This window comes from Exercitatus varius (assembly GCF_029577735.1).
GTDB classification, from domain to species: Bacteria; Pseudomonadota; Gammaproteobacteria; order Enterobacterales; family Pasteurellaceae; genus Exercitatus; species Exercitatus varius.
On sequence record NZ_JARQTO010000001.1, the window covers coordinates 447,684 to 461,826 of the forward strand.

Consider the following 14,143-nt stretch of genomic DNA (forward strand, 5'->3'; position numbering starts at 1 on the left):
CACCGCACTTTTGCTTTGTACCTACCATGTACAGTAAAAGTGCGGTCGATTTTAGCACAGTTTTTTACGGGATTGAATGTTAAATCGCGCGATTTGTGTAAAGCGGCACCCGGCTTAACGCGGACATTTTCTCAATATAACCTTGAATATTCGGCAACCAGTCGATACCGTTCACACAAGTGAGATTACGCAACATCGGGAAAAGCATAATATCTTCCAATGAAAGTTGTTCGCCGTTGGCTTTATCTTGCGCTTTCAGCAATTGGCTTAATTCCGGCAAATCCCGGTTCAAACGATCAATGTATTGCTGGCTGGCGGCAAGATTTTCGGCAAAATCACCGATAAATTCCGTTTTCTTTTTGGTGAAATAATCCACCGCACTTTGACTGGAAAATTCGCCCAAGCCGAGCTGAACAAAACGCGGCAGCAACAAATGATTGTAATAACCGCCTACCCGCTTCATCCAGGCATCGATTTCCGGACGCACGGTTTCATCAAGGATTTTCTCACCGAAATTTTCATCCGCATATTTGACAATATCCAGACTTTCCGGCATGGCGGTGCCGTCGTCTTTCAGCAAAATCGGTACCACTTTTTTCCCCACCAGCTTTACCGGCGTGGCATCGTCATCATTGGCCAGTATTATCTGTTCGACGGGAAGATTTTTCAGCCCGAAAATCATCCGTGCGCGAACGCAATAAGGACAATGATCATAAATATATAATTTCATAACACCTCCATTCAGCCGAGCTAAACCTCGAAAGTTTGAACTTCGTCACAGATTATTGATAAAAATATTTGTATTATCAAGATAATCTTAATCGACCTGTAGTTTAGGAGGCAATTATGTGGAAATCTGTATCTCAAGTCTTAGCCGATCAACTTGGTGCGTATTACAACATCAAAGAAAAAGACAAAGTGCATACGGGCGAAATGCATGAAGCATGGGTCATCAACGATGGAATCCAACCGGTATTCCTGAAATTGAACGAAAAATCTTACCGCTCCATGTTCCGCGCAGAAGCCGATCAGCTGCAATTGCTTGCCAAAACAAATACGATTCACGTGCCTCAGGTTTACGGCGTCGGTTGTTCACAAAATCACAGCTTTTTATTGCTTGAAGCGTTAAAGCTCGCGCCTGTCACCAAAGAACAATTTGCCGAATTCGGCAAAGCATTAGCCACGTTGCACAAACGCCAAGACTCCGAACGTTACGGTTTAGATTACGACACCTGGCTTGGCCCCGTCTATCAACCTAACGAATGGCGGGAAAACTGGGCGACATTTTTCTCCGATCAACGTATCGGCTGGCAATTACAAATCTGCAAAGAAAAAGGACTGGATTTCGGTTCCATCAAAGTCATCGTAGATACCGTCGCGGCAAAATTAGCCAAACACCGACCGCAGCCGTCGTTATTACACGGCAATTTATGGATTGAAAATGTCGGTTCCGTTGACGGAAAAGTTTATGCCTACGACCCCGCCTGCTATTGGGGAGATCGCGAATGCGACCTGGCTTTCACCGAATTATTCGAACCGTTTCCGGACGAATTCTATGAAAATTATGACCGCACTTTCCCGATTGACGAAAACTACGCAAGCAGAAAACCGGTTTACCAACTTTATTATTTGCTTAATTTCAGCCACCGCTTTAGCGGCCATTACGTCCCACTGGCAAAACGATTAGTGGAATTATTGTTGGACGATAAAATTTAAGAACGATATCTATAAACACAGATTCTTATCAAAATCTAAAAAGATAAAAACAAGGGCAGTCACCTGCCCTTTTATAATGGCAGTAGAAGTCAAATCTACAGCGATTTCCCGCTGACTCTTTATAGCCGCCTGAAGGCGGCTGCCAGGGGGTTGTGTGTATCGACGAAGCGGCATTCCACGTTTCAACACACAGCCGCCCGAAGGCGGCTGCATTTAATCCGACTGACCGAAAAAGGCAAATCTTGGTTTCAACACACAGCCGCCCGAAGGCGGCTGCAAATGGCGCGCGCCGGCGCGGTGCGTGACAGCTCCGTTTCAACACACAGCCGCCCGAAGGCGGCTGCCACTTGTTGGTGTTGGTGTCGGCGGTTATCGAGGTGTTTCAACACACAGCCGCCCGAAGGCGGCTGCTTAGGGAAGTCCTTACGGCTACCTTCAATAACTGTGTTTCAACACACAGCCGCCTGAAGGCGGCTGCAAGTCCACATCGCCGCCGCGAAACGGCAACATCGAGTTTCAACACACAGCCGCCTGAAGGCGGCTGCATACCAAAAAGCCGTTTTCGCCCGCGCCAAAAGCGTTTCAACACACAGCCGCCTGAAGGCGGCTGCCTTCTACATTCGCTTGCCGTCCAGCCAACTGAACCGTTTCAACATACAGCCGCCTGAAGGCGGCTGCCAGTGTCCTCAACGGTGCCGGCGTATGTGTTGATGTTTCAACACACAGCCGCCTGAAGGCGGCTGCGAGATCCGTTTTACTTGGCCGGGTGAAAATTAACTGTTTCAACACACAGCCGCCTGAAGGCGGCTGCAGGACGGAAAACCGCCGGTTGTCATTGTATGGGAGTTTCAACACACAGCCGCCTGAAGGCGGCTGCTGGCACCAGCTTGCTTATCAGGCAAAATGTTACTTTGTTTCAACACACAGCCGCCTGAAGGCGGCTGCATCTACGTGCGAGTATTCGTAGTTTGATCGGCATGTTTCAACACACAGCCGCCTGAAGGCGGCTGCCCCACAGCAGCGTCAATAATCAAACTTTCCTGCGGTTTCAACACACAGCCGCCTGAAGGCGGCTGCATGTCTAAATTATTACCGATTGTTTGAATTGCAGTTTCAACACACAGCCGCCTGAAGGCGGCTGCAAATTATTAAATCAAGCTTGGTTGCGCAATACCAGTTTCAACACACAGCCGCCTGAAGGCGGCTGCTCCCTAGGTTTTGAAGCCTTGCGTTATAAGGCTTTGCAGGCCCTAATTCGCCAAACATCTACTTAGGAAGTGATGCGAAGTATAACACAGCTCTTTTTACTATACTTCATTTTTCTAAAGTCCTGATTGTTAAAGAACTTTTTCTTATCGCTAACCGCTTGGCTTTTTTTGATAACTACAGGTTAGCGAATTACAAAATCAGCGTATCCTTAAATACGTCTACCGCTTGTTTGGCGCCGTGATGTTCCACTTTATTGCGCCATTTGCTGCCCAAATGATAAAACCGCAAACTATCGCATTTAGGATCATAAGTATTGAGAAGTTTGGCCTTTAAAGCCACCCATTGATCGGGCGTTACATCGCATTCAAACACGGAATATTGCGCGCGAACGCCATAATCCAGGCAATGTTTTGCAATTCGACGCAACCTGCCCTCGCCGCCATCCGTTTCAAAAGAGACATCATAGGTAATTAGCATCATCATAAACGATCCACTCCAAAAAACTTTAAAAATTTCGCCCGCACTTTATTAATCATTACCGCATTAAAAACGGCGGATACTCCGCTAAATCGCCGCGTAAATGGCGAGCCAGTAACATCGCTTGAATGTAAGGCAACAATCCGATTTCCACCTCTTCCTGCAAAAACGGATGCACAATCTTTTCCTGCTTTTTCGCCTGCAAGGTTTGAAACAACAGCTTGCGCGCCTCCGGCTTGATATTCACCGCCCCGCCCGCCTCGGTTACAAAATCCTGCGGCTTAATCTGCCCGCGGTTAATCAGCGACAGCACCAGCCTGTCCGCCCACCACGCGCGGAACTCCTCCAGAATATCCTGCGCCAAACTGTCGCGCCCCGGGCGGTCGGCGTGCAGAAAACCCACCTGCGGGTCCAAACCCACGCCTTGCAGCGCGCCGCTGATGTCCTTGCCCAAAATGCTGTACACAAACGACAGCAGCGCATTCACCCCGTCGCGCGGCGGTCGGCGGTTGCGTCCATCGAAGGCAAAACCGCTGTTTTCGCGCAGCAAATGGCGGAACACACCAAAATAACGCGCCGCCGCATCGCCCTCAATCCCGCGGATCAGCTCCAAACTTTCCGCCCGCTTCAACTGCTGCAAACTAAAATTCAGCGCCGACACCGCCGCCTGCACCTCCTCCTGATCGCCGTGATTACGCAGCCGCCGCTGCAATACCCGCTTGCCCGACTGAATCTTCGCCGCAATAATGTGCCGCGCAATCGGCACGGGATTCTGCTCCGACAGCCGGTATTGCGCCCGCCGCAGCAACACATTGCCGCTCTGCCGCCCTTGCAAGCGCCCCAAAAAACGCCCGTTTTCGGTAAAAAACGCCAGATTCACATTGTTTTCGCCGCAAAACCCCATCAAAAACGGCGACACCAGCACATTGCCGAAACAAAAAATATGCCCGATGGAATGCACCGGCAACTGCGCCACCTTTTTGCGCTCCTGCTCCACTACCAGCGTTTCCCGCTCCTTATGCAGATAACTGCCCTGCGTGGTGATGTAGAGGGTGTTTTGAAGTTTGCGCATGGTTGAAAAACTCCCTTGATTTTGACCGCACTTTTGTTTTTGGAACGGCTTGTTGTTTAGGCCGTCTGAAAACGGTTTTAGTAGGTCGGGCATTTATGNNCATAAATGCCCGACCTACTCCATGTGTGTAACACAAGCTACGCACGCGTTTTATCTATTGGCGGCTTTTAAGGCTACCTGAAAAATCAGGTTTTCAGACGGCGTAGAACCAAAAGCAGACAACCTGTACCCAAAGGCACACACCCTACGCTTGCTAGTTTTAAATGTCTGCTTACAAAAACATTCCTAATTGCTTTCTTGAAGTATAGGAATTATCAATTTTGTAATCTTCATATAAAGATAAAAAAAATTCTTGAGATTCTAAGGCTTTTTTTAAAATCCCTCGTTTAAACAAGGAACAAAAAAGCGCAACCGAATATGCCTGGCAATTGAGAGATTTTTCTGGATTAAATTCAATATCACTAAATGCAGAATATTCAAGAAGTTCCTTATGAAATTCTGTATGCTGATTTAAAGCATTAACATACAGCCAATCATAATAGGCTGTAATGGGTTCAGTTTTCCACTCTTTATCTTTTTTACCATATGTACGAAAAGCGATTACCCTTCCTGATGATTTTAATCTGGAATCTTTCTTTGCTTCTCTTGATGATACTTCAAGCAAATCTAAGTATTGAATATCTCCCTCAAAAACTTTACTGCTTTGAAAAACACATTCAACACTCACTTGTTTCCCTTTTGTACTTTTGATCATTAGATTAAAAGCACTTAAGGCAATACCTAACTTGTTTTTAGATTTACTTGAAATTTCTAAAACTTTTTCTATACCTTCAAGCTTTTTAGCTTCCGTATGTAGTGAATCTATTGATTTCTGTTTTTGAGAAACCGAAAGACCAGGAAACCACTCAAAATCTATATTTTGGGTTTTTACTAAGAAATCACCTTCAAGCTTTGGAATAAAAATTGGACGAACTGCCATAATTAACACCCTATAAAATTATGCTGTCTAGCTCGTAGCCTATCATCAAATAACCCCCATTGGTTTTGCAAGGAATAAAACCGATAATTTGTATATCTTTTCGAAAAATAATCTATCAAGACATCTGAATTAAATACACAACAAGCTATATAATTAATTTCAATATTATCAAATGCGAGTACTTCAGCTTGCACATCTGTTGGGTCTTTTGATAAAAGAGATTTTCGTTCTTCATCCGTACCATCAAAGAGCTTTTGCAAAGCACTCTCCCCTTGAAAATTACTAATATCAAAATGCCGAACACTATTATTTGCAGCATTAGTGGGATAAAAGGCACAATTTTTATTTACCAAGAGAGTCGAATGTAAAACAATCACCACCCACTGAGAATTTTCTTGCTCCTTGCGTAACTTATAGAACATTTTACTATTTGGAAATGTTATAGATAAACAAATAGCATTTGTTTTTTCATCAGCACGGACTGTATCATTAAATAATCCACTAACGTGTAAACTAGGATTAGGATTAAATACTGAATTATATAAGTTACTCCTAGGAATTAATCCATAAGTTAAGATTGACTCAAGATTCTCTAGTCTTGTGAAATGACATAAATATTGAATCTGTCTTTCTTGTAATATATTTTTGATAGGCATAAAATTTCTCCCTCAATATTAAAAGTCTATTCAAACAACCCCGCCACATACCCCACCGACCGATCCCGTTCCAACAACTTCGGCTGGCAAACTTCCACCAGCGAGCAGGCTTTGCAGCGTTTGCCGTACACCGGCAGCGGGGTTTGCCCGCTTGCCAAGAGTTCGCGCACTTGGGCGAGAACGGCCAGTGTTTGCGCTCTAAGGCCGTCTGAAAACGCTACCGGCACGCGGTGGCGGGTTTGCATATACCATAGCGCCCCCTCGCTGATGGTTTGCCCCGTCATTTCCTCAAGGCACAACGCTTGAGCGCAAAGCTGGATTTCGTCGAACGGTTCGGGTTTGGGCTTGCCGCGTTTGTATTCGACAGGCTTCAGGCTGTCTGAAGCCAAATCGTGTTCCACCATATCGACAATGCCGCTGATACCGAGCCGCTGCGCCGACACATGCACGCTGCGCTCAAAGCGCACGCCCTTGCGCGTTTCCGGCTCGCCCGAATCCACCCGCTCGTGCAGCGAACGCCCCTGCGCGGTGAGATAGTTTTCCGCCCACGCCTGCTCGTTGTGAATCAACGCGCATTGGCGCGGGCAGAAGGCGTAGTGTTGCAGGGCGGAGAGGGAAACGGTGGGCAAATCCCGTTCCCCTGCGCCTGCAAGCGGTGGGTTTTGCGTGGTAATTTGGAAATCTTCCGTCATTTAGAAGCCGTCAATAATTTCTGGTTTGAGTGTCCCGTTTTCTCCAGATAATGAAAGCACCTCTTCTTTGATCAAGCCGTGCAATTTTTCAGCCGTAAGATTTTCACGATTTTCTTCAATTAAGTTTCTTAATTTATCGTGCACTTTGGCGGACGAGTATTGCCCTGCTTTGCAGTTATGTTCCCACCAAATCAGTTTCAGCACCTGCATGCTGCCTTCGGGGCGGGCAGATGAGGCATCGCCTTCAAACAATTTGGTTAGCACGGTTTTGATGGTTTCGGCATCGGTGTCGGAAAAGTCGGTGCGTTCAGCAAGTTGCGGCGACATGGCGCCGAAAGCGACATAAATACCGCTATCCACGCGGTGTTTTATGCCCATAGTGTCGGAACTTTTTTTCACATCACTATCACCATCACCATTCACGCTTTTGGTAATTTGAGTACTGGTAATATTGATGGGCTCAATACTGAATGCCGAATGAACGGTAACTGGACCGCGTACAGCAATAGATACACCATCTTCATCTTTACCGCTGAATGCAAAAACTTGCCCGAAGCTACGCACATCTAACCACTTTTGGCAAGCCCTTTTTGCGATTTCATCTTTTTTCAAATCTTTCTGGGTGGATTTCTTCTTGTTTTTTTTACCTATTTCGTCCCCCAATAAGTCCGTTCCATCTGTATTCTCTTGGTTCTCCTTTAATTGTTTAATAAAAGCATCGTAGCGGCTTTTTAAGCTTACCATGCCATCATCTTTTCGCTCATTTGCTTGGACAAAAATTGATTGTTTTTCATCCTGCAGGCGGTCGCGGATTTTACGCTTTAGGCAAACATCGGTCATTTCGCCGAAGCCTTGGAAGTCGGCGCGTGGGCGGTTGCCGTTTAAGGGGTCGCCGTTGGGGTTGGCGTTGGTGACTTTAAGAATCAGGGCAAAGTCGATTTTTTTGGTTAAGCTCATGTTGTTTTCCTTTCAATGTTTAGGGTTATTCAGCGGTTTTGATTGCGTCTTGCTCATCTTGCTGTGCTTGAGCATTCTTTTTATTGCGGTAAGCCATTTTTTGACTGTGGTAGCCAAGCAGAAACTCTGCTTCTAACGGCTTATTTAGCTCACAACCCGATTGTCGCAACTCATCCAATACACAGACCAATTCAGTTATTTCATTTTCCCGATTAATCAAGAATCCAAGCGGGTTGGTCAAAACAGATTTTTCGGAGACTTTCACAGGGTAATCTTTTCGTAATCTATCCTTATATGGCTTCAAATTTTCTTCAAGCTGTTTCCAAGTTTGGTAAGGTTGCGTTGCAAAACGTTGCATATAACGCTCAGCATTCGTAGCTCGTATTTCATTTGTTATGTTTAAGGCTGTTCGTTCCAAGTATTCAGCGACTGCTAATAATCTGCCAAACACATAATCGCGTGAACGACTTTCTGTATCTAAACTCATAGGGTAAGATCTCCGTTGTGATGGATTTTGATGACGGGCGCGCCAGCCTTTGTATAAGGCGCAGGCGACGCCGATATTGCGTTGCCAATTAGCTTCACGAATTTTTTCCCCATCTTCTGGGCGGTGGTTTGCATAAGGATTGCAGGCCGTCTGAAAACTTTTTTGTACTAAATCATAAGAGATTGGTACGGATTCACCACCAGCAATGACTGGTAAAAGTCTAGAATAAAGCTGTTTTCTTGCTTTTCGATCTTTATCTTCAAATTCTGTTTTGGTTAAAACTGCTTCCGAAATACGCTCCAAGGATGGAGCAGCAAAAATCCAAGAAGATTTATATTCTTGATACCAAGAAAAATCGTCTTGCCATGCCTCTAAATCTCGGAAATAATCATCTCTTAGTTTCTCCTGATAAAACGTTAAAGACATTCTGCCACCATTTTTTGATGGTTCATCAACCATTAACAAGGAAATTTGTTCATTCGCGGCTAATTTTTCTTTATAACCGAGGAATTTTCTCCTTAATTGTTCCGCAGCTTTTAGACCAAGATCAGCAGATTGATCAATATTGCCTTCTGAAAATAAAGAAGTATAAATATCATCGTTTTGATAGTAATTAGATAAAATTTTATCTTCATCGGATATACAATTACTTGACCAAGCCAGAATCACTTGTTTGCCTTTTTTACCATTTCGTATTCCTTGCCGATCAATCAGCCATTTCAGTACGCTAAATGCTTTTTGTGAAGCACTATTTCCCAAGATCACAGCCTGACTACCTAATTCCGATTTAGCTCCATTATCTTTATCTCCATAAAATCTGCCCCTAAAGGTAAATCCTGTATCATCATTAGCTGAAACCAATTTTGCGTTGCCATTTATTTTTGGATAAGCTTCTGTTGGATAATCTAATTCCCCAGTGATGTTGCATAAGGATTTTTGGCGACGTCCTTTTATTTGACTTTCTTGATATTCAATCCATTGATTCTGAATACAAGACTTATTCCACAGATCTGAATGCAGATCACCCATTTCCACAGCCCATACAATAGTGAAGTTAAAAGGATCATCCTTCCCTGCTAGCAGGATATTATTTTCTAAAGTAAAAACCTTTTTCTCTAACAAATCCTCAATCAGCGAGCCTTTTTGAATATATTGCAAAACAATTTTTATTTCCTGCAAATGATTTGCTTCAACCCAGGCGGACAATTGCTTTTCATAAAATAAAAAGCACTCTCTATATTTTGCCTTTTCCGCATCAACAAACTTCTGCTTAACCTCATCAGACCCAGAAAGAAAGCCTTTCCATTTATTTCCTTTCTCTTTTTCAGCTACTTTTGAAAAATATTCTGTTGTTAAATATTTTTCCGATGTTTTAGCAATGTATTGCAATCCATCGTGCAAAGCATAAGGAGCAATGGTTGAACCTGTTCGTTTGGATGATTTCTCCGTTACCTGTATCGGAACTTGTTTCTTTCCTTCAAATCGCTCAAAACCAACCAGCTCCGCCTTATCATTTAAGATAACCTTTAAATGAACCGCCTTAGACATATGAAACGGCAGTGCCAAATCTTCATCATCTAAACCTTGTTCTTGAACATATTCATAGGTGAGGTAAAGTTTCTTCATCCAACTCATAATCCCAACTCCTTGGCTTCATCTTCCACAGGCTTCACGTTTTCACCGCGTTTAAACGGTTTTTCAGGTTTCATCTCGCGGATAAAGCGGGTTTTCAGACGGCCTGCCTCATCGTTTATACTTGGGAATTCAATCACGCCATGTTGCATATTCGCTTGCCAAAAACGGCTGACCAGCTCGTGCTTGCCCGTTTCTTCGGGATAGCCGAAACTGTGGAACATCAGCCCGAAATCGAGATTGTCGATTTCATCGTAAAAGCCTGCTTTACCGTCTCGACTTGGGCTGCCGAATTCACACAACTCCACATAGCCCTGACAGTCTCGCGTACCGAGGAAAATATCCTGCCGTCCGCCGCGTGCCAGCATCCGCTCGAAAATGGCGACGTGTTTGCCGAAATTGCGGTCGCCTGCTAATTCCGCCCAATGTTCGTTCCATTCAAAATGGGCTTCCACTTGGTACTCCACGTCTTGCAAGAAGGTGTAAATAGCCAGAGTGTTGCCGCCGTTCCAGTCCAGAGGCTTGGTGGATTTGCTTTGAGTGCGGATGGGTTTCATCACGCGGACGCGGTCAATATGCCAAATCAAGGTTGGTTTCCAATAAATGCTTTTTACGATGCCTTTAATGGCTTCGTAGGTCGGCACTTGATAGGTAAATTTTTCGCCACCGATTTTAGTTACGGGGTCAGTAAATAAGGCTTGCCGCCCCCACACGCGGAAACTGAATTTATGGTTTTTATAGTCCATATTGCTCCTTATAAATCGTAAAAAGTCATGTCGCTTGTTTCATCCGAAGACAAGCCGAATGCGTTGTTGTAATAGCGTTCGTTCAGATAATAAATGCCCGAACCTTCGATGGTTTCATGGACGGCTTGGGCTTTTTGCAATTTATCCCAAACATTCGGGAAAACGTTCACGCTGTAGCGTTGGGCTTTTTGCAAAGCACAGCGCATTTCGGCGGGATCCCATTCGCCGCACAGTTTGCCAATCAATGCCTTGCCTTCGCCATACGGTACAATCATTGCGCGGGTTGGTGCTTCAATCACTCGGAATATTTGCCCCGCACTTTTGAAAGACTGCATAAGTAACGGATGTAAATCTCTACTCCTCAAAATATCGTTTTTCAGACGACCTTTAAATTTTGCACCTGCGTTAAAACAATTATCACTTAACCAATGTAATAACCCATCATTCTTATCTTTCTGATTTACCTGATAACTCATCTCGCCGCTGCGGTTGTAAAAATAGTATTGGAAATACTGCTGCATGGCAGCGGGCTGCAAAATATCCCGCCCTACGAATTCACGCAAAACGCGCTCGGTATGGATTTGCCCTTGATGAATATCGGGCAACACCTGCGCCAAACTCGGCTCTTGCAGATTCAATACATATACCTGCCCTTTGCCGTCTTTTTCACCGTGCCGGTTGCAGCGCCCCGCCGCTTGGGCAATGGAATCCAAGCCGCCCAAAGCGCGGATGACGCAAGCCATCGAAATATCCACGCCGGCTTCGATTAACTGGGTGCTGATGCAAATCACGGGCTGTTTATTTTTCAGACGGCCTTTGATTTCATCAAAAATAGCTTTGCGGTGCGCCGAACATTGGTTAGTGCTGAGATGAAACAGGGCTTCGGGCAGCACGTTTTGCTGTTGGCAGTATTGGTACAAATCCTGCGCCCATTTTTTGGTATTCACGATAAACAGGCAACTTGAGGCCGTCTGAAACTGCGTCAATAAAAATTCACCCGCTGCGGCCAGCGACCAACCGCCGGCTTTGGGTTGATAATGGATTTCCACGCGCGATAAGTCGTCGAACAGCTTGTTTAATTGATCGTTTTTACCCATGATTTCGGCATTTTCTGCCAATTTCAATTCGCCGAATTCCGATTTGGGCAGCTTATCCAATAGCGGTTGGGTAGCGGTACACAATACCGCGCTGGACTTGCCGAATTGGGTTAACCAATTTAATGTGTTACAGAACAAATGCACGCATTTCACCGGCAAGGTTTGGATTTCGTCAAAAATCAGTACGCTGCGGGTCATCGGGTGAATATGCCGCGCACCGCGTGTGCCGCCGCCGAACCAGGCATCAAGAAACTGCACCATGGTGGTAAACACAATCGGCTTATCCCAGTTTTCGGCAAGCAACTTGTCCTGCCAGTTTTGTTTTTCGGGATCAAGGTTGGAGTGGTGTTCCAGAACCCAATCTTCGCCCAAAATTTCGCGAACAGTTCCTGCATTCTGGTCGATGATGGATGTGTAGGGAATGATATAGATAATGCGGTCAAGATTGTGCTTTTGCGCATGGTGCAAGGCATAGCGCAGGCTCGCCAAAGTTTTACCGCCGCCGGTCGGCACGGTAAGCGTATAAATGCCTTGCGGGTCAGCAGCACGTTTCAGACAGGCATCAGATATCTCGCGGCGGATTTGGTCAATCGGGTAGCGGATTTCAAAATTGCCTAAATGGGTTTCCAACTTATCAATCGCTTCCTGCCAATTCGGCTTTTGGGTAAAACAGCGCAAATCCTTTTGCTCTTCGCGTTCAAAATCTGCACTGTTGATACGGTCGGCATCAATCAGGCAACTGAATAAAAAACGGGTTAGACAGCCAAGATAAAATTCCTCAATTGTATGGGAGGTCTCAATCTTTCCCGTCGGGCGTTCTTTCTGAAAAGAATCAACCATTGGTCGTACAATGGGTTTAAGTGCATTTACCATTTGGTCGATCAAAGTTTTACTTGCTAAACCCACCGCTTGCCGCTTGACCGGTTCATCAGAATTTTGCTCGCATTCGGTCAAATGCGTGAGCACATCGTCTTTTGAAAAGCGCTTCAACCAAACCGCTTCGCCTTCAGGGTTCAAACAGTCAATCAACCCCGCCCCGTGATGTGAGGCAATGCACAAGCCCAACATTTGCCCGATCAATTCGCCGATGCCGTTTGGCGCGCCAAACTTTTTCAGACGGCTATACACCCATTGCGCGCCTGCCGTGGAGTGGTCAATTTTACTGCCGTTCGGCAGCGTATCTTTCACATCGACATCGGGATTCACGCCTGTGGCCGCTTTGATATATTCCTGAAACGCTTGAGAATATTTGCCAAAATCATGCATTAACCCAAGCAACTCGCCCACTTCAGGTAAATCTAACTTTGCCGCCAATTCGCGGGCAATAGCGGCAGTTTCAGTCAGGTGGGTTTGGACAGCTTGTTGATACTTATCAACTTCTCGAATATGAGCAACGAAAGGTTCATTCATTCAGTTACCTCTGTATACAAGTAAATTGTAAATTTATGTAATGAAATATAATTATAATGTAAATTTATGTATACTGAACAAACGAAATATTTATTAATTTAGATCAATTTTAGTAAGAATCTGATGATTTATTGAACACCCAAAACGCAAAAAAGTGCGGTAAAAATCAATCGGATTTTTGACCGCACTTGGTAATGCTATTTTTGATTTAATCCCAGGAAATCGCCGACTTCATGTTCTAATTGGCTCATGGCGATTAACGCTTCCTGAGTTTGTTTTGCCTCGTCTTCGTCAATAACGCTCATGGCAAATCCCACATGAACCAGCACCCATTTGCCGAGCAGTTGTTGCGGGCTTTCGTCGCAGATAAGCGAGATATTGACATCACGCTTAACGCCGCACACATCAACGGTGGCAAGCTGGAAAGCGTCGTCTCCGATGGCGACGATTTGCCCCGGTACACCTAAACACATAAATTCATCCTCAATCGTAACGGCGTCATTTTATCATCGCCCGCAAAATATTTCGACGATTTAAATCAGGCGGCGTTCGATTCAGCGGGAAAGATAACGCCATTTTCAGGCAATCGTCGGCAAGTTGAACAGCCTGTTGCGCCGTCAAATTCCGATCTAACGGCGAAGCCAGCGAATGGCTGAGATAATAAGGGATTTGTTGCAATTGGCTGACGGTAAACATCAGCGTTTTGTACGGCAACGCTACGCCGAGTTTGTCCCCTACGCTTCTCGATTCCCACTCTTGGTTCGGACCTGGCAGAATGACTAAACTTAGCATCCACGGCGTGAGCGCCGTGCCAATCCATTGGTTATCCAGCAAAACAAAAGGCGGGCAATAACATGGAATCTCTTCGCGGAAGAACGGAAGCGAATTCATATTCGGGCGCGCACGTTCCATTTCTCTTTGGAAAAGCGCGACAGGATTCTCCCGAAACCCGGTTGCGCCTGAAAGTGCGGTCAAATTTTGCGATGTTTTTTCGTGTTGATACATAGTGAGTT

13 protein-coding genes and 1 CRISPR repeat array are annotated in these 14,143 nt (G+C 45.3%); of the genes, 1 reads left to right on the top strand and 12 read right to left on the bottom strand.

Annotated elements, in window-relative coordinates; genetic code table 11:
- Window positions 1–79: 79 nt before the first annotated feature.
- Window positions 80–730: a glutaredoxin 2 gene (grxB, locus tag P7M01_RS02095; protein WP_202937624.1), complete on the bottom strand. Its 651-nt coding sequence runs from the start codon at window positions 728–730 to the stop codon at window positions 80–82.
- 116 nt (window positions 731–846) lie between these two features.
- Here grxB and P7M01_RS02100 point away from each other — a divergent pair, with 116 nt between their 5' ends.
- A complete protein-coding gene (locus tag P7M01_RS02100; protein WP_317482876.1) occupies window positions 847–1,716 on the top strand; it encodes a fructosamine kinase family protein in 870 nt (289 codons plus the stop codon).
- 179 nt (window positions 1,717–1,895) lie between these two features.
- A CRISPR array of direct repeats spans window positions 1,896–2,924; the repeat unit is 32 nt; unit sequence GTTTCAACACACAGCCGCCTGAAGGCGGCTGC.
- 190 nt (window positions 2,925–3,114) lie between these two features.
- Here the strand turns inward: P7M01_RS02100 and cas2 are convergent.
- From cas2 to hybE, 11 genes are all read right to left on the bottom strand, one after another.
- Window positions 3,115–3,408, bottom strand: a complete 294-nt coding sequence (gene cas2 / locus P7M01_RS02105) for a CRISPR-associated endonuclease Cas2 (protein WP_317475249.1) — start codon at window positions 3,406–3,408, stop codon at window positions 3,115–3,117.
- Between the two features lie 52 nt (window positions 3,409–3,460).
- Window positions 3,461–4,474 (bottom strand): type I-C CRISPR-associated endonuclease Cas1c, encoded by a 1,014-nt coding sequence (cas1c, locus tag P7M01_RS02110; RefSeq protein ID WP_317482877.1) that lies wholly within the window; start codon window positions 4,472–4,474, stop codon window positions 3,461–3,463.
- A 271-nt stretch (window positions 4,475–4,745) separates the two neighbouring features.
- Complete coding sequence (locus P7M01_RS02115; RefSeq protein ID WP_317482878.1) at window positions 4,746–5,453, bottom strand: DarT1-associated NADAR antitoxin family protein; 708 nt, start codon at window positions 5,451–5,453, stop codon at window positions 4,746–4,748.
- A gap of 2 nt (window positions 5,454–5,455) precedes the next feature.
- Window positions 5,456–6,109, bottom strand: a complete 654-nt coding sequence (locus tag P7M01_RS02120; protein ID WP_317482879.1) for a DarT ssDNA thymidine ADP-ribosyltransferase family protein — start codon at window positions 6,107–6,109, stop codon at window positions 5,456–5,458.
- Between the two features lie 26 nt (window positions 6,110–6,135).
- The gene (gene cas4, locus P7M01_RS02125; RefSeq protein WP_317482880.1) at window positions 6,136–6,801 is read right to left on the bottom strand and encodes a CRISPR-associated protein Cas4; all 666 of its coding nucleotides are present in this window, start codon (window positions 6,799–6,801) and stop codon (window positions 6,136–6,138) included.
- Window positions 6,802–7,758 (bottom strand): type I-C CRISPR-associated protein Cas7/Csd2, encoded by a 957-nt coding sequence (cas7c, locus tag P7M01_RS02130; RefSeq protein ID WP_317482881.1) that lies wholly within the window; start codon window positions 7,756–7,758, stop codon window positions 6,802–6,804.
- 25 nt (window positions 7,759–7,783) lie between these two features.
- Window positions 7,784–9,880, bottom strand: a complete 2,097-nt coding sequence (gene cas8c, locus P7M01_RS02135) for a type I-C CRISPR-associated protein Cas8c/Csd1 (RefSeq protein ID WP_317482882.1) — start codon at window positions 9,878–9,880, stop codon at window positions 7,784–7,786.
- Window positions 9,877–10,623, bottom strand: a complete 747-nt coding sequence (gene cas5c / locus P7M01_RS02140) for a type I-C CRISPR-associated protein Cas5c (RefSeq protein WP_317482883.1) — start codon at window positions 10,621–10,623, stop codon at window positions 9,877–9,879. The genes cas8c and cas5c overlap by 4 nt, the downstream gene beginning before the upstream one ends.
- 8 nt (window positions 10,624–10,631) lie before the next feature.
- Complete coding sequence (gene cas3, locus P7M01_RS02145; RefSeq protein WP_317482884.1) at window positions 10,632–13,130, bottom strand: CRISPR-associated helicase Cas3'; 2,499 nt, start codon at window positions 13,128–13,130, stop codon at window positions 10,632–10,634.
- Between the two features lie 197 nt (window positions 13,131–13,327).
- On the bottom strand, window positions 13,328–13,603 hold the full coding sequence (hybG, locus tag P7M01_RS02150; protein ID WP_202937633.1) for a hydrogenase maturation factor HybG: 276 nt from the start codon (window positions 13,601–13,603) through the stop codon (window positions 13,328–13,330).
- Between the two features lie 25 nt (window positions 13,604–13,628).
- The gene (gene hybE, locus P7M01_RS02155; RefSeq protein ID WP_317476346.1) at window positions 13,629–14,135 is read right to left on the bottom strand and encodes a hydrogenase-2 assembly chaperone; all 507 of its coding nucleotides are present in this window, start codon (window positions 14,133–14,135) and stop codon (window positions 13,629–13,631) included.
- Window positions 14,136–14,143 lie beyond the last annotated feature (8 nt).